A 15759-nucleotide genomic window follows, 5' to 3' on the forward strand; every position below is an offset into this window, starting at 1 on the left:
AAACACCTAGATTTATACACAACAAAAATCCAGAGAAGCTAGCTTCTCTGGATTAATTTAATTATTAAAAACTGTCAACCTATTTTAGGACGACTTATTATTGGTTACCTTTATAATTTAAAATTCATTCTTGCAAACAAATACCTTCCTGAATAACCAAACTGAGATGTTCTTCTTGAGTAAACAAATTGATCCCCAGAAGTTCCTCCTGGTCTATTCTCATCAGGGTATACATCAAATAAGTTATTTGCTCCAATAGAAATATTGACATCCTCATTAAGTTCATAAGACACTGTTAAATCTGTAACTACTTTACTTCCATATACAGCATCAGCAGAAACAGTATGTTGAGCTACACTTGCAGATCCTGCAAAATCATCTGGATCTTCCACTTCTCCGAAAAAAGTATTTCTTAATAAGAAGTTCCAGTTTTTGTAGGATAAATTATTTGATAAGCTCGCTTTAGTTCTAGGAATCGCAAGTGTTAAAAATGCTTCTTCTTGAGCATCAAAGAAATTACCTGTTTGCCCAGCAGCAGTAACAGCTGAAGGAACATTTAATGCGTCGACTTCTGTTTCAGTGAAATTTGCAGCCAAGTCTGATGTTAATTGTAACTCATCACTTAAGCTGGTTTTATGGCTTAGCACTATATCTAACCCTTTAGTTTTTGTGTCTATCGCATTCACAAAGAACCGAGCACTTGTAGCACCTGCATCTCTAAATATCTTTTGAACATTAGTATTTGTACCTGCTCCAAAACTTCCACTATAAACAATCCGATCATCGATATTAATTAAATACCCATCTATACTAAATGTTAAATTTGCATCTGGGATTTTTCCCGAAAAACCTAAACTAAAACTTGTTGATGTTTCCTCCTTTAATTCATCAATACCCAATAAATCTGCTAATCTACTGTCGTTAGTAAATGTCCCTTGCTCTAATGGCACATTATTTTGAAAAACAGTACTTGTTCTACTAAAAAATTGTTGATGAAGTGATGGTGCTCTAAAACCAGTATTAACAGCTGACCTAACATTTAAATTATCAGTAATCTTATAACGTGCTGCTAGCTTAGCATTAATTGTCCCTCCAAAGTCTGAGAAATTTTCATAACGTGCAGCTAAACTTACTAGAAAGCTTTCCGTAAAATCAGCTTCTAAATCAATATAAGCAGCAATACTGTTTCTTGTGCTATTAGTTGCGTTATTCGGATCAAAGCCTCTAAATACTTGAGCTCCTCCACCTAATGGAGCTCCTGTGAAATTATTTCTAACTAGTAAATCATCGGTTGTCGATGCTGTAACTATATCACCATTAATATCATAACTGGCATATGAGTTGAGCTCTCCTTCTTCAATAAAATAGTTTTCTACTTTATATTCAGCACCAATTGCAAGATTTAATCCATCAAAAATATCATCATAAAAACGAGTTGCATCTAAATTAGTTGTATTTTGAGAAAACCCTATTGTCCCAGCATCAAAGGATCTTTGAGTACCTGTACCTAAAGTACCATTACTAGAGTTACCTACAGTATAAGTAAATAGGTTTTCTCCAAAGGTATTAGAAAAATCTACTTCCCAATGTTCGTTTACTTTTCCTTTAATACCAACAGATAAAGATTTATCTACAATATCGCTACCAATACTTGGCAAAAATCCATTAGGAAATGCTGGTGTATTTGCTCTACCATCACCTTGAGCAGGTCTTCTATAAAACCCAGAAGCTAAACCACTGCGGTAGGATACTCCTCCAAATGAATATACTTCAGCATTTTCACTTACAGGAATACTAGAGTTAAAGAAAAATTTCCCTTCTCTTAATTTAGAAGTTCCTACTTTAAATCTAAAATCTTCTCTTGTTAATCCTCTAGCAGCTAATTCGTCTGCATCTGCGTCAAAATCTAAAATTCCTCTAAATGTATCTACATCTGCTTGTTGGTTTAAATCTAATCCAGCAATTTGAGACTGAGTAGCAGCATCTATATATGAAATTGATTGTGCAGCTGTTTGATAATCAAAAAGCGTCATATCCGCAACATTACCACCATTGGCGGCAAATACTCTTTCTGCTCCATGGTAACCTCTAAATATGTCACCTGCGTAATCTTTATTTCTAAGCGCTGGCTCTCTTGTAGATAAAGTTCCCGTAAAATTAATAAAACCACCTTTATCTCCTAAAGGAACTCCGTAGTTTGCATCAAGTTTAAATTTTTCCCCATCACTACCACCTTCAAATTGATTTGAATTTTCACTAAAATTTGCTCCAGAAGTTATGGTTAAATCTAATTTCCCCGTAGCTTCCTTGAGAACAATGTTTATAACACCTGCAATAGCATCAGATCCGTATTGTGCAGCAGCGCCATCGCGTAATACTTCAATTCTTTGTATTGCAGCCGTAGGAATTGCATTCATATCTGTACCAACACTACCAGCTCCAACTGTGCCATTGACATTTATTAAAGCAGTATTATGCCTTCTTTTTCCATTTATTAAAACCAATACTTGATCTGGTCCTAACCCTCTTAAAGAGGCAGGATCTATATGATCCGTTCCATCAGATACTGTTTGAGTTTGAGACGTAAAAGATGGTGCCACATAATTTAATATCTCATTAACAGAGGTTTGAGGGGCTTTATTAGCCAGCTCAGTAACATCTATTACATCAATGGCTACTGCAGAATCAACAGCCGTTCTACTCGGGTTTCTAGATCCAACAAGCACAACTTGATCTAATGCAACACCAGATTGCATTGTAATATTCATGGTGTTGCCAGAAACTGTTTTTTCCTGAGTATCATACCCAACATAAGAAAACACCAATATGTCGCCGTTACTTGCCTTAACTGAATAGTTACCATCAAAATCTGTTGCAGTACCAGTAGTTGTACCTTTTACAATTACCGATACACCTGGTAATGGACCAGAATCGTCCGAAACATTACCAGAAACCTCTTGCCCAAACATTGTTCCTGATATTCCTAAAAACATTAGAAACAACAGGGATTTTAAGTGAATTAATTTACTCATAATTATAAATAGTTTTGAATTAGTTGCTGCTAATATATGTATTTTATCGGGCAAAATAATCAATTATCAATAAAATATTATGCGTACATATAAAATATTCGCAATAACATCATAAAAAAATAGAAGTATTAATAATTGTTAATTTAAAAAATTGCGAATTTGATAAATTTTAAAAACATACTAAGCAACCCCTCTTCAACAAATAGACAGAACACATTCTAACTAAAAAAACAACTATAAAAATTCATACTCTAACGTATTTGATTAAATTTGCACATCAAAATTTTACTATGTTCAGAAGTCATAATTGTGGTGAATTAACAGCTGCAAACATTAATACAGAAGTAACCCTTTCTGGTTGGGTACAAAAGTCTAGAGACAAAGGTTTTATTGTATGGGTAGATTTACGTGACCGTTATGGTTTGACGCAACTCGTTTTTGATGAAGAACGTACCTCCAAAAAATTAATCGAACAGGCTCAAAACTTAGGTCGCGAGTTTGTAATTCAAGTTACAGGAATGGTTATTGAACGGGCTTCAAAAAACCCAAATATGCCCACTGGCGATATTGAGATATTAGTTTCCAAACTAACTATTTTAAACGAATCCATGCTTCCGCCTTTTACTATTGAAGACAAAACCGATGGCGGCGAAGATATTAGAATGAAATATCGTTATTTAGATATTCGACGCAATCCCGTTAAAAACAGTTTGATTTTTAGGTCTAAAGTATCCCAAGAAGTTAGAAACTACTTATCCAATGAAGGTTTTATAGAAGTTGAAACCCCTTATTTAATAAAATCCACACCCGAAGGCGCACGAGATTTTGTTGTGCCTTCTAGAATGAATCAAGGTGAATTTTATGCACTTCCACAGTCGCCTCAAACATTCAAACAATTGTTGATGGTTGGTGGTATGGATAAATATTTTCAGATTGTAAAATGCTTTAGAGATGAAGATTTACGTGCCGACAGACAACCCGAGTTCACACAAATAGATTGTGAAATGGCGTTTGTTGAACAAGAAGATATTTTAAATGTATTTGAAGGATTAACACGTCATTTATTAAAAGAAGTAAATGGTGTTGAAGTTGAAAAATTCCCAAGAATGCTTTACGATGATGCCATGCGTTTATACGGAAACGACAAACCAGATATTAGATTTGGAATGGAATTTGGCGAATTAAATGACGTTGCTCAACATAAAGATTTTGGTGTGTTCAATACTGCAGAATTAGTCGTTGGAATTGCAGTTCCTGGAGGAAATAGCTATACCAGAAAAGACATAGACAAATTAATTAATTGGCTAAAACGTCCGCAAGTTGGAGCATTAGGCATGGTCTATTCGCGTTGTAATGACGATGGAAGCTACAAATCTTCAGTCGATAAATTTTACGACCAAGACGACCTCGCTAAATGGGCCGAAGTTACTGGAGCAAAACCAGGCGATTTAGTCTGCGTGCTTTCTGGTGAAACCAATAAAGTACGCGCGCAATTAAGCGCCTTACGTATGGAATTAGCAGAGCGTTTAGGTTTAAGAGACCCTAAAGTATTTGCACCACTTTGGGTCATCGATTTTCCGCTTTTAGAATTAGATGAGGAAACTGGACATTACCACGCCATGCATCATCCATTTACATCTCCAAAACCAGGACAATTAGAATTATTAGATTCTAATCCAGGAGACGTAAAAGCCAATGCTTACGATTTGGTATTAAATGGAAATGAAATTGGAGGAGGTTCCATTCGTATCCACGATAAAGAAACACAAGCCATTATGTTTAAGCATCTAGGGTTTACCGAGGAAGAAGCCAAAGCACAATTTGGGTTTTTAATGGATGCCTTTCAATATGGTGCGCCACCACATGGTGGTTTAGCTTTTGGGCTGGATAGATTGGTTGCCATACTTGGCGGACAAGAAACCATCCGTGATTTTATTGCGTTCCCAAAAAACAATTCTGGACGGGATGTGATGATTGACGCTCCCGCCCCTATTGATGAGCAACAATTAACAGAATTAAGCTTAAAACTTAATTTGAAATCATAATTTTAAAATCCTGCTTTTCGCAGGATTTTTTAGTAATTTTATACAATGCCTTTTACCACTAAAAGTCTATTACGCAAATTCCTGATTTGGAAATACAAGCATATTTCCGAACGTCAATTTGTCTATATACTAAGTGTTCTAGTTGGTTTTTTAGCAGGTCTTGGCACAGTAGTACTCAAAAACTTAACACACTATATCCGATTACTTTTTGAATTAGATTTTTTCAACAACTACCAAAACTCGTTGTACTTCATTTTTCCTATGATTGGGTTACTACTTGTTTATATTATAAAGCAAACTTGGTTAAAAAAACATATTGGTCACGGTATTTCATCAACCTTATATGCCATCTCGAAATTAAATGGTATCATCCCAAGATATAATATTTATGCAGCTTTAATTACAGCGCCTTTAACTGCAGGTTTTGGTGGTTCGGTGGGATTGCAAGGCCCTGCGGTTAGTGTGGGCTCTGCTTTAGGCTCCAATGCTGCACGGTTGTTTCACATGAACACAAAAACCCGTATGCTTCTAATAGGCTGTGCTGCCGCCGGTGCCATGGCATCCATGTTTAAAGCCCCCATTGCAGCCATTATTTTTGCTATAGAAATCTTTAGCTTAGATATTGCTTTTGCCTCATTAGTACCACTTTTATTAGCCTCGGTTTCAGCTGTGGTTACCTCATACATGTTTTTAGGAACTGATGTTTTACTTCGATTTGAATTAACCGATACCTTTGAAGTTAACGATATTCCATTTTACATTCTTTTGGCACTTGTAACCGGACTTGCATCTGTATATTTTTCAAAAGTGTTTTTTGGCATTACAAACTTTTTTAAACAATTTAAGAGTAGAGCATTACGGTTATTAATAGGCGGTTTAGCCATTGGCACCATGTTGTATTTTATCCCACCGCTTTATGGAGAGGGGTATGGCATTATGAATAATCTACTCAAGGGAGACCATCTTGCAGCAATTGGTAGCACACCTTTCGATTTAGATTTATCTAATATCTGGATCGTTATAGGACTTTTACTAGGCATCGGGATATTTAAAGCCATTGCCATGACTACCACTTTTGGAGCAGGCGGGGTTGGTGGAGTATTCATTCCAACATTGGTTATGGGAAATGTATTAGGTAATGCATTTGCTAAAATTATTAATAACACAGGGCTTGATTTTCATGTTTCCGAATCAAATTTCACCCTAATCGGAATGACCGGATTAATGGCTGGTGTTTTACACGCCCCATTAACCGCCATCTTCCTTATAGCTGAAATAACAGGTGGTTATGAGTTGTTTGTCCCACTAATGATAGTTTCTGCCATTTCATTTGCCATTACAAAATACTACGTATCACATTCAATTTACACCCTTAAACTTGCTGAACGTGGCGAACTCATGACACATGATAAAGACCAAAATGTACTTATGGTTCTTGATATTGATAAAGTTATTGAAACCAATTTTATTGTTTTAAAACCAGAAATGAAACTTGGTAATATTTTAAAAGAGGCTGTTGCTAAATCCTCAAGAAATCATTTCCCTGTTGTAAATGATAAACATGAGTTTTTAGGCGTTATACGTTTAGACGATATGAGGCATATGATGTTTGATTCTGACCTTTATGACAAAGTGGAAGCATCAAGTCTTATGCATGCCGATGCTGGGATTATTGATTATGACGAAGATTCTATGAACGACATCATGAATAAATTTAAAAGCAGTGGCGCATGGAATTTACCCGTAACAAAAGGCGGAAAGTATTATGGTTATATTTCAAAATCAAAACTATTAACAGCTTACAGGCAGCAACTTATTAATTTTACACAATAGGTAAACTATTATCTCAATAGCACCATTAAAATCATGAAATACCTGATTCTCGTTTTAACTATTGCAGCTTTTACCAGTATTATTTTGGGGTTCACACTCGATGTTGACTATTCAAAAAAACTTATTGGTTTTGGTGTATTAGGACTTTTTTTAGTTGTTTTTCCATTATTTTCATACTACCGATGGAAAGACAAAGACCTCAAAGATTATATGCTTACCAAAGAAAATTTGGACAAAATGCGAAAGAATCAGAAACGTGAAAAGCATTAATGTTTGGGTCAATACCACTACAATCACTAATGTAGAATCTAAGTCATTTTGAACTTGTTTCTAAACCTACTCATTCCCTTCTTTATCAATTTTTAAAGCATCTTCAAGGTATTCAGTTCCTGCTCCGTTAAATGTTTCCAACTACCACGAGGAATATCTTTTTTGGTAAGATGACCAATGGCTACACAATCTAAACTCACAATATCATATTTTAAATACTCAAAAATAGTTCGGATTAAAGTGTTTCCTGTATTCTTAATTTTGAGGCCTAACTCTCTTTTTGAAGCACCATCTATATAACTAATTTCTTCAACAGCTATAAGTCTGTCGTGTACCTTAAAACCGGCTTGAACCTTTTTTAAATCTTCAAGCTTTAAGTTTTTATCTAATTCTATATGAAATAAACGTGCTACGCCATGTTTAGAATTCGTGAATTTATCTGCAATGGCATCATCATTGGTAAACAGCAATAAGCCTTTTGAGTTTCTTCCTAAACGCCCTATAGGTTTAATACGTGAGGATGTTGCGTTTGCCACCAAGTCCATAACGGTTCTGCCTTTGCCTTCGCTGGTTGTAGTAGCAAAGCCTTTTGGCTTATTCAGCAAAACATAAGCTTTTTTTTCTGGATTTATTTTGGCACCATCGTAACGTACTTCGTCTCCTAACTTAACTTTATACCCCATTTCGGTAATTACTTTACCATTAACAGTTACCAAACCAATGGCAATATGTGAATCGGCTTCACGACGCGAACACATTCCCGAATTAGCTATGTATTTATTTAATCTGATTTCATCAGGATTACTTGGTTTTTTTTGTGCTTGTTTTGGTGTTGGATTGTTCTTTTTAATAGGTGCATTTCCTCGTGCATAACTTGTAGAACGTGTGTTTCCGCTTCCTCGTCCAGATGGTTTACCTTTTCCCTTATTCCCTTGTTGCTTACTCATTACTTGTAATTTTGCTGCAAAGATATACTTAATATTATGATTGTAGATTTAAGATTGTTGTTTTGTTGCTTCTGCGTTAAGGATTGAGGCATTGTTGAAGCTCTTTTTGTGTTGTTGCACCTTATGCACACAAAAAAGCGACTGCCGAAATGTTTACATTCATGAGTTCATTAATTTAAAATATAGGCCAACGAACTAAAGCCTGACCCTTGTGGTAACGCCCAAATTATTTAAATACGATTTAGAACCACGCCAACATTAATCAAAACGATACAAAATACACCCGCAACAATCATAAATTTTAAAATATTATGAAGTATTAAATAGTGTGTTTTTGTTTTAGATTTCCAAAGTATTACTAAGAAAATTAGTAATAGAATGATACAGAGGTAAAAATACAAATACATGTAACCTATTTCAAAACGATATAAAAGTAAATAGGTTGGAATCAGCGTTAAAAATGACAACACGGTAAGCATGATCTTGGAAGCATTTTCACCATAAATAATTGGAATGGTTTTATAGCCTAGTGCCAAATCTCCTTTAATATTTTCTAAATCTTTAGTGAGTTCTCTCATGTATATCATTAAAAACAAGAACATAGCATGTACAAAAATGACGGTTTCAAAGTTTTTATAATACATGAAAATGGCAAAAAATGGCGTAATGGTTAAAATAGCAGATACTAAGTTGCCAATAAAAGGGAGTTTTTTAAGTTTGTGCGAGTAAAACCAAATACCAAAAATGTAAACAGAAAAGAACATTACGGTTCTAAAAGACACATAACTCGCCATAACAGCGGCGCCAAAATTCAGAACAAAATAGAATGATAACTTTGTATTTTGGCTCACCAATCTATCTAACTGAGACTTAAAAGGTCTATTGATCAAATCTTTTTCAGAATCGTAAAAATTATTAATGATATACCCTCCAGCTATAGTTGCCGCAGAAGCCAAAACCAGCATAAATAAATTAACATCTAAAACAACTTGTTTTAAAGGTTTACCGTGAGCCATAATGTAAATTGATGCCAAATACTGTGCAATAACAATAATGAGAATATTGTAGCCTCTAACCACAGAAAACATGCTGAAAAACTTAAGTAGAATGTGCTTTTGTTTTCGACTAAGCATGAAAAAATATCTTTTTGATGAGACCTTTCGTCCCGATAACTATCGGGAGCGCTCAGGATGACAGTGAGATTTAAAAGTTATAAACGACTTCTAATTTATAATCTGCAAGTGCTTGTTTAGCTTTATCAATATCTTCAGTAAACCCAAGAATATAACCGCCGCCACCTGAACCACATAGTTTCAGGTAATACTCGTTGGTTTCAATACCTTTTTTCCAAAGCTCGTGAAATTGTTGCGGAATCATTGGTTTAAAATGGCTTAAAACTACTTTTGAAAGTTGTTTTGTGTTTCTAAATAAAGACTTAACATCGCCCTTTAAAAAATCATCTACACAAGCATCGGTATGTTTAATAAATTGATTTTTAAGCATACTACGGAAACCTTCTTGTTTCATGTTTTCCATAAACAAACTCACCATAGGTGCTGTTTCGCCAATAATGCCACTATCCAATAAAAACACAGCGCCATTACCTTCGCTTTGCTGTGCAGGAATACCTGTAGCTTCAATATTATCTTTAGAATTTATAAGAATTGGAATGCTTAAATAACTATTTAAAGGGTCTAAACCAGAAGATTTTCCATGAAAAAAAGATTCCATTTCAGAAAAAATTGACTTCAACTTTAAAAGTTTTTCACGTGTTAAATTCTCTAAAACAGTAATTTTATCAAAAGCATATTTATCATAAATAGCTGCAACTAAAGCTCCACTACTACCAACGCCATAACCTTGAGGTATCGACGAGTCAAAATACATACCTGCTTCTATATGTTTTTTTAAAGACGCTGTATCAAAAGTCACTAATGCATCATCAATATGTTCTAAATAATCAGCAAAACGTTTTAAACTTTTATTAGATGCTATAGCATTATCAGAGGGGTTTTCATCTGTCTTTAAAGCACCATTATAGAAGTTATACGGAATAGATAAACCTTTAGAATCTTTAATAATTCCATATTCTCCGAAGAGTAGAATTTTTGAGTAAAAGAGCGGTCCTTTCATAATACTAATTAAAAATTAATAGTGAAAAATTAATAATTATTGTTTTGATGTTTTTACAATACTTACCAATAATTTCAACATTTCAGTTGATTTGGGTTTGAATATTTTAAATTCTTCTTCATTAATAAAATCTGTTGCATGAAGCAAGTCTAACCAATAATCAGTTTCATTTGCTTCTTTTAGACTTATTGACATTTTACCGGTAAAATCCGGTTTGCTCTGCGCATATTCTGCTTCTCTTACATTTGCTCCTATGGAGGTTCCAGATTTCAACAATTGTCTTGACATGACATATTCTTTCTTATTGTATGCCAGTTCTTTATATAAATTTACAATATCTACTGCAAAATTAAAGCTTTTATCTTTAATAATGTTTTCTTTCATCATATTTTGAATTAAAATCAGCAATAAACATACATTTTAATTCTTCATTATTAACTATTCCTTATTAATTAATTTAGCACCAAATCCAATTTTATCGTTGATATACTCACCTTTTTGACAAAACTCAACTAACTCGCTATTAATGAATTCCATTACTGATTCCGTTTCATTTTCAGGATAAAGCACATGCACATTTGCCCCTGCATCTAAGGTAAAACACACTTTAGAATGGGTTGTTTGCCTGTAACTCCAAATTTTATTTATTATTTCTAATGTATTGGGCTTCATTAGAATAAAATATGGTATGCTTGTCATCATCATGGCATGAAGCGTTAGTGCTTCACTTTCCACTAAAGCAACAAACCCATCTAAATCGCCATCTTTTAGAATAGTGATTATATCGGAAAGGTTTTTATGTGCTTGTTTAAAACGCTCTTGTGCAAATGGATGACCATGCATTAAATTATGCCCAACTGTACTGCTTACTTGCTTTTCTCCTTTATCAACTAACAAAATAGTATCATGATAATTTTTAAAATTTTGATGAACTTCAAAAGGGTATTTTACGCCAAACAAATCTGAACTTCCTTGGATTTCTTCATGTTTTCCCCAAACTACTAAATCACCTTCAAGGCTTCTGCATGCACTTCCTGAACCTAAACGAGCTAAGAATGATGCTTTTTGAATGAAATATGCCTCAGAAACATCTTCACTTAATTCTTTCTCTAGACTCATTAAACACAATGCTAAAGCACTCATTCCTGATGCTGAAGATGCTATTCCTGAACTATGTGGAAATGTATTTGAAGTTTCAACTTTAAAATGATAATCTCTTAAAAAAGGCAAATAAGTTTCAACTCGCTTAAAGAAGGTCTCGATTTTTGGTTTAAAATCGTCTTTTTTTTCGCCATCTAAAAATACTTCAAAAGAAAAATCAGCATGACTATGCTTTTTGGAAAAACTAAGTGTTGTAGTTGTTTTGCAATTATTTAGCGTAAAACTTATGGATGGGTTTTCTGGAATTTGATTTTTCTTTTTTCCCCAATATTTAACTAGTGCAATATTACTTGGTGATGACCAGGTGAAGCTTCCGTTTTCAACTGAGCTTTTATAAGGCTTTGGGGTGAATTGTTCTTCCTTCATATCTATTTCAAATCTGCCGACAAAGATAACAACTTTACCATAGTTTTATAGTTTCTTGCCGTAGCTGTAACTTTCAATTTTCGTTCAAAAAAATTATTGCTGCATTTTGCCTTTCCATAGCTCATTGAGCAATGAAAATAGATGCAATCATTCGTTATGATAAACACTTCATTTAGATAAGATGCTTTTGAAGCTTCGTCAATTAAGATTTTATCAGGAATTGTATAAAGCATGGTAAAATAACTATTTGCTTTTTGATTTTCAGTAAATGGGCAATCATCAAAAATTCGTTGTAAATCTTTTGGTGTCTTAATGAGAATAGGCACTTCAAAACCAAAATGCTTTTTTATAGCGACATGAATTTCTAACTCTAGTTCTTGAATGTTTTCTGCTGAAGATTGAAATATAACATTGCCACTTTGTATATAGGTTTGAACGTTTTTTAATCCAGATTTAGAAAGCAACTTACGTAATTCTGCCATGGGGATTTTCTTTTGCCCACTAACATTTACGCCTCTTAAAAGTGCGATGTATGTTTTCATTTTTAAAAATCTTGCTTTTGATTAAGAAACCGATACACCAATACGCCATATGGTTTGATAACGTAGTGAATGGAGTAATGAAATTTTTCCAACGGAATAATACGAATACTTTTATACCGAATTTGAAACGCTTCAGGATATTCAACTATCAGCTTTAACTGTCTATCAACGTCAACCCAAAATTCCTCTTCTTTATTTTTAAATGCTGAAAAGCATTTCGCTTTATGAAATTCAATTTTGGCTTCTTCAGTAAATTCAATGCGTTTACCTGCCATATTGCGCTTTAATATCTTCCCAAGAATGATATTTTAAAGTACCTTTCTCGTCTCTTTCTAACATATTATCCATCATGGCTTTATATTCTTCAGAAGGTTCGCTATATCTCAAAGCAGCATCTTCCAAAGTATATTCAATATAATTTTTTAACGAACGTTTTTGAAGTTTTGCTTGTTTTTCGAGAATTGCAATAGCTTTATCATCTAGCTCTATAAGTTTTTTTGTTTTGCTCATTGTATATATTTTTTATATATCAAATATATACATTATATATTACTTATTGGCTTTTTAAAATAGTTTTTCCATGATTTGGATTGACCCATGCAGCGTTAAAAATTAAAAATCAATAAACTACACACTCCTTAATCCCTTCTTATTAAAAGGAAAACTATTTTGAAATATTCCGAGCAACAATATAAGCTCCAGTCCAAGCATTTTGGAAATTAAACCCTCCGGTAACGGCATCAATATTTAAAACCTCGCCAGCTAAATACAAGTTTTCGCAACGCTTACTTTCAAATGTTTTAAAATTGATCTCTTTTAGGTTAACACCTCCAGCAGTAACAAACTCCTCCTTAAATGTGCTTTTTCCATCCACATTAAAAATAGCTCCTGTAAGTTGATTTGCTAAATCTTCCAATTGCGATTTATTTAGATCCGCCCAACGTGTTTCAGCGTTCATATTTGATGCCAACACCAATTTATGCCATAACCGTTTTGGCAAATCGAATTGCGTGGATTTGAATACCGTTTTTTTTGCTAAATCTTGTTTCAATGTCTTTAAAACATCCAAACAAACTTCAAAAGTTTGCTTTATAAAATTGACTTCTATTTTAAATTTATAATCTTTTTCTGCTAATTCTAAAGCGCCAAAAGCAGACAATTTCAATATGGATGGAGCGCTCATACCCCAATGGGTTATTAGCAAAGGGCCTTCGCTCCATAAATCTGTATTTACAACTTTAACTTCAACATCCAAAGCTACCACTCCGGGAATATCTTGTATGCGTTGATCTTTTATATTAAATGTAAAAAGTGATGGTACCGGTTGTGAAATTGTATGCCCTAAATTTTCTAAAAGTTTCCAAATCTTAGGATTACTTCCCGTTGCGACCACTGTTTTTTTAGATGAAAACTCACCTTGCGATGTTTGAATATGAAATAGCTTACCATGTTTTTCAATTGATTTTACCGAATGATTATATAACTCCTCAACATGATGCTTTTCTGCTTCATTCAAAAAACAATCTATAATAGTTTGTGATGAATTGGAAACAGGGAACATTCTACCATCTTCCTCAATCTTTAATGCGACCCCACGTTTTTCAAACCATTCAATCGTATCGCCAGTCATAAATTGATGAAACGGCCCTAACAATTCCTTTTCGCCACGCGGATAATTCTGTACTAATTCTTGTGGAATAAACTCGGCATGAGTTACATTACAACGGCCACCACCAGACACTTTAACTTTGGCCAATCCTACTTTGGTACGCTCTAAAATGGCTACTTTTAAATTTGGATTCTGTTCAGCAATATTTATGGCTGCAAAAAAACCTGCTGCTCCGCCGCCAATAATAATCACATCTTTTTCAATCATATTCTATCTGGGTAATCAGATATTATAGCATCTACGCCATAAGCTTTAACACGATCTAAAGGCTTCAAATTATTTACGGTATAAGCGACTACTTTAAAGTTTTTCTGTAATTCTTGAACATTCTCTTCGGTTAACATAGTGAAATCAGCATGAATTGAACCGGCATTTACTGTTTTAGCAAAAGCAACTGCTTTATCCAAATCTGTATCTGTAATTACACCTAATGGAATTTTATCATTGATCTTAAAAACAGTTTCAAGTAAACTTGATTGAAAACTAGACACAATAAAATTTTGATATTCCCAACCTTTCTTTTCAACATAAAAATCAATTAACCTACAAGCTTCTTTAGCTGTATTTTGTCCTTTCAATTCTATATTAACCAAACACTTTTTGTCAATTAAAAGCAAAACCTGAGCTAATGTTGGAATTTCATAACGCCCTTTTACTTTAAGCCTTTTCAACTCTTTAAGGGTGTGGTTAGAAACCTCACCAGAGCCATCAGTTAATCTATTTAAAGTTAAGTCATGAAAGACAACTAACTCTCCCGACGCACATAAATGCACATCAATTTCGATGCCATCAACACCTAATTCCAAAGCCCTCTTAATAGATTCTAACGTGTTTTCCGTAACATGTCCTTTTGCACCTCGGTGCCCTATTTTAAGAATTTTACTATTCATTTTTTTTATTTTTAGGTCGCATTAACCCTTCTTGAGTTACAGATGCTATTAATTTTCCGTCTCTTGTAAAAATATTTCCTCTTGCAAATCCTCTTGCACCATACATATTAGGAGATTCTATAGAAAATAGTAACCAATCACTAAAATCAAAATCTCTAAAATACCACATGGAGTGGTCTAAACTTGCCGTTTGCATGTTTCCCCAATGCGCTTTACTTGCATGTGGCTTAAGCGCAGAAACCAAAATGTTATAATCGGAAACATACGTTAAAATTTGTTGTTTAGTTGACAAATCTAAATTCCCGACATCACCCTTTAATTTAAACCATACATCATAAAAAGGTGGTAAATCTTTCTTTTCCAAAGGATTCACAAACTCGGTTGGTTTAAACTCAATAGGGCGTTCTATTTCAAAAAAGGCTTTAAGGCTTCTTGGTAAAAAATCACCATATTGTTTGAGCATATCCGTCCAGCTTAATAATGTTTCGGGTTGGCTTAAACCGGATTTCATAGCTATTTGATGATCGTAACCCGATTCTCGTTTATGAAATGAAGCCGACAGTATAAATATAGTTATTTCTTTTTGGTGCGCCGTAACTCTACGCACAGAAAAACTCCCACCATCTCTAACTATACTCACATTATAAGTAATTGGGCATTCCAAATCTCCAGCTTCTAAAAAATATGAATGCATGGAGTGCAACACCCTATTATTAGTAATGGTCCTGCTGACAGCGTTTATTGCTTGTGCCAAAACTTGACCACCAAAAACTACTGGGCTCCCAACAGTTTTACTAACACCGTTAAACTCATTATCGTTTATTTGTTCTAAAACTAAAAGATTTAATAAGTCGTTAACTGTAGTCATGAA

Annotated in this window: 15 protein-coding genes; 3 read left to right on the forward strand and 12 right to left on the reverse strand. The window is 34.0% G+C overall.

Annotated features, from left to right (window positions below; all coding sequences use genetic code 11):
- Positions 1–110: 110 nt before the first annotated feature.
- Positions 111–3032, reverse strand: a complete 2922-nt coding sequence (locus ABD935_RS05120) for a TonB-dependent receptor (protein WP_345190581.1) — start codon at positions 3030–3032, stop codon at positions 111–113.
- Between the two features lie 290 nt (positions 3033–3322).
- Here ABD935_RS05120 and aspS point away from each other — a divergent pair, with 290 nt between their 5' ends.
- The 3 genes from aspS to ABD935_RS05135 are packed head-to-tail and all read left to right on the forward strand — an operon-like array spanning position 3323 to position 7180.
- Positions 3323–5077 carry an aspartate--tRNA ligase gene (gene aspS, locus ABD935_RS05125; protein ID WP_345190583.1) on the forward strand — a complete coding sequence of 585 codons (1755 nt, stop codon included), beginning with the start codon at positions 3323–3325 and terminating at the stop codon, positions 5075–5077.
- A 45-nt stretch (positions 5078–5122) separates the two neighbouring features.
- Complete coding sequence (locus ABD935_RS05130; protein ID WP_345190584.1) at positions 5123–6910, forward strand: chloride channel protein; 1788 nt, start codon at positions 5123–5125, stop codon at positions 6908–6910.
- Positions 6911–6943: 33 nt separating this feature from the next.
- A complete protein-coding gene (locus ABD935_RS05135) occupies positions 6944–7180 on the forward strand; it encodes a hypothetical protein (protein ID WP_345190585.1) in 237 nt (78 codons plus the stop codon).
- A 92-nt stretch (positions 7181–7272) separates the two neighbouring features.
- Here the strand turns inward: ABD935_RS05135 and ABD935_RS05140 are convergent, their stop codons facing one another.
- The 11 genes from ABD935_RS05140 to ABD935_RS05190 form a co-directional block, all read right to left on the reverse strand.
- Complete coding sequence (locus ABD935_RS05140) at positions 7273–8127, reverse strand: pseudouridine synthase (protein WP_345190586.1); 855 nt, start codon at positions 8125–8127, stop codon at positions 7273–7275.
- Positions 8128–8357: 230 nt separating this feature from the next.
- The gene (locus ABD935_RS05145) at positions 8358–9260 is read right to left on the reverse strand and encodes a geranylgeranylglycerol-phosphate geranylgeranyltransferase (RefSeq protein ID WP_345190588.1); all 903 of its coding nucleotides are present in this window, start codon (positions 9258–9260) and stop codon (positions 8358–8360) included.
- A gap of 70 nt (positions 9261–9330) precedes the next feature.
- On the reverse strand, positions 9331–10260 hold the full coding sequence (locus ABD935_RS05150) for a mevalonate kinase family protein (protein WP_345190589.1): 930 nt from the start codon (positions 10258–10260) through the stop codon (positions 9331–9333).
- Between the two features lie 36 nt (positions 10261–10296).
- Positions 10297–10644, reverse strand: coding sequence for a four helix bundle protein (locus ABD935_RS05155; RefSeq protein WP_345190761.1), 348 nt, complete (start codon positions 10642–10644; stop codon positions 10297–10299).
- A 54-nt stretch (positions 10645–10698) separates the two neighbouring features.
- A complete protein-coding gene (locus ABD935_RS05160; RefSeq protein ID WP_345190590.1) occupies positions 10699–11787 on the reverse strand; it encodes a diphosphomevalonate decarboxylase in 1089 nt (362 codons plus the stop codon).
- A 2-nt stretch (positions 11788–11789) separates the two neighbouring features.
- The gene (locus ABD935_RS05165) at positions 11790–12329 is read right to left on the reverse strand and encodes a DUF1697 domain-containing protein (protein WP_345190591.1); all 540 of its coding nucleotides are present in this window, start codon (positions 12327–12329) and stop codon (positions 11790–11792) included.
- Positions 12330–12331: 2 nt separating this feature from the next.
- The gene (locus ABD935_RS05170) at positions 12332–12604 is read right to left on the reverse strand and encodes a hypothetical protein (protein ID WP_345190593.1); all 273 of its coding nucleotides are present in this window, start codon (positions 12602–12604) and stop codon (positions 12332–12334) included.
- A complete protein-coding gene (locus tag ABD935_RS05175; RefSeq protein ID WP_345190594.1) occupies positions 12594–12839 on the reverse strand; it encodes a hypothetical protein in 246 nt (81 codons plus the stop codon). Before ABD935_RS05175 ends, ABD935_RS05170 begins: the two co-directional genes overlap by 11 nt.
- 154 nt (positions 12840–12993) lie before the next feature.
- Positions 12994–14205: a BaiN/RdsA family NAD(P)/FAD-dependent oxidoreductase gene (locus ABD935_RS05180; RefSeq protein ID WP_345190595.1), complete on the reverse strand. Its 1212-nt coding sequence runs from the start codon at positions 14203–14205 to the stop codon at positions 12994–12996.
- Positions 14202–14888 (reverse strand): glycerophosphodiester phosphodiesterase, encoded by a 687-nt coding sequence (locus tag ABD935_RS05185; protein ID WP_345190596.1) that lies wholly within the window; start codon positions 14886–14888, stop codon positions 14202–14204. Before ABD935_RS05185 ends, ABD935_RS05180 begins: the two co-directional genes overlap by 4 nt.
- A complete protein-coding gene (locus ABD935_RS05190) occupies positions 14881–15756 on the reverse strand; it encodes an acyl-CoA thioesterase (RefSeq protein WP_345190597.1) in 876 nt (291 codons plus the stop codon). Before ABD935_RS05190 ends, ABD935_RS05185 begins: the two co-directional genes overlap by 8 nt.
- Between the last annotated feature and the right edge of the window lie 3 nt (positions 15757–15759).

The organism is Algibacter agarivorans (assembly GCF_039543245.1).
GTDB lineage: Bacteria > Bacteroidota > Bacteroidia > Flavobacteriales > Flavobacteriaceae > Algibacter_G > Algibacter_G agarivorans.

Bases quoted from the DNA above. Each gene is read 5' to 3' on its own strand.
- ABD935_RS05120 (WP_345190581.1), bottom strand. From the start codon at position 3,032: ATGAGTAAATTAATTCACTTAAAATCCCTGTTGTTTCTAATGTTTTTA.
- aspS (WP_345190583.1), top strand. From the start codon at position 3,323: ATGTTCAGAAGTCATAATTGTGGTGAATTAACAGCTGCAAACATTAAT.
- ABD935_RS05130 (WP_345190584.1), top strand. From the start codon at position 5,123: ATGCCTTTTACCACTAAAAGTCTATTACGCAAATTCCTGATTTGGAAA.
- ABD935_RS05135 (WP_345190585.1), top strand. From the start codon at position 6,944: ATGAAATACCTGATTCTCGTTTTAACTATTGCAGCTTTTACCAGTATT.
- ABD935_RS05140 (WP_345190586.1), bottom strand. From the start codon at position 8,127: ATGAGTAAGCAACAAGGGAATAAGGGAAAAGGTAAACCATCTGGACGA.
- ABD935_RS05145 (WP_345190588.1), bottom strand. From the start codon at position 9,260: ATGCTTAGTCGAAAACAAAAGCACATTCTACTTAAGTTTTTCAGCATG.
- ABD935_RS05150 (WP_345190589.1), bottom strand. From the start codon at position 10,260: ATGAAAGGACCGCTCTTTTACTCAAAAATTCTACTCTTCGGAGAATAT.
- ABD935_RS05155 (WP_345190761.1), bottom strand. From the start codon at position 10,644: ATGAAAGAAAACATTATTAAAGATAAAAGCTTTAATTTTGCAGTAGAT.
- ABD935_RS05160 (WP_345190590.1), bottom strand. From the start codon at position 11,787: ATGAAGGAAGAACAATTCACCCCAAAGCCTTATAAAAGCTCAGTTGAA.
- ABD935_RS05165 (WP_345190591.1), bottom strand. From the start codon at position 12,329: ATGAAAACATACATCGCACTTTTAAGAGGCGTAAATGTTAGTGGGCAA.
- ABD935_RS05170 (WP_345190593.1), bottom strand. From the start codon at position 12,604: ATGGCAGGTAAACGCATTGAATTTACTGAAGAAGCCAAAATTGAATTT.
- ABD935_RS05175 (WP_345190594.1), bottom strand. From the start codon at position 12,839: ATGAGCAAAACAAAAAAACTTATAGAGCTAGATGATAAAGCTATTGCA.
- ABD935_RS05180 (WP_345190595.1), bottom strand. From the start codon at position 14,205: ATGATTGAAAAAGATGTGATTATTATTGGCGGCGGAGCAGCAGGTTTT.
- ABD935_RS05185 (WP_345190596.1), bottom strand. From the start codon at position 14,888: ATGAATAGTAAAATTCTTAAAATAGGGCACCGAGGTGCAAAAGGACAT.
- ABD935_RS05190 (WP_345190597.1), bottom strand. From the start codon at position 15,756: ATGACTACAGTTAACGACTTATTAAATCTTTTAGTTTTAGAACAAATA.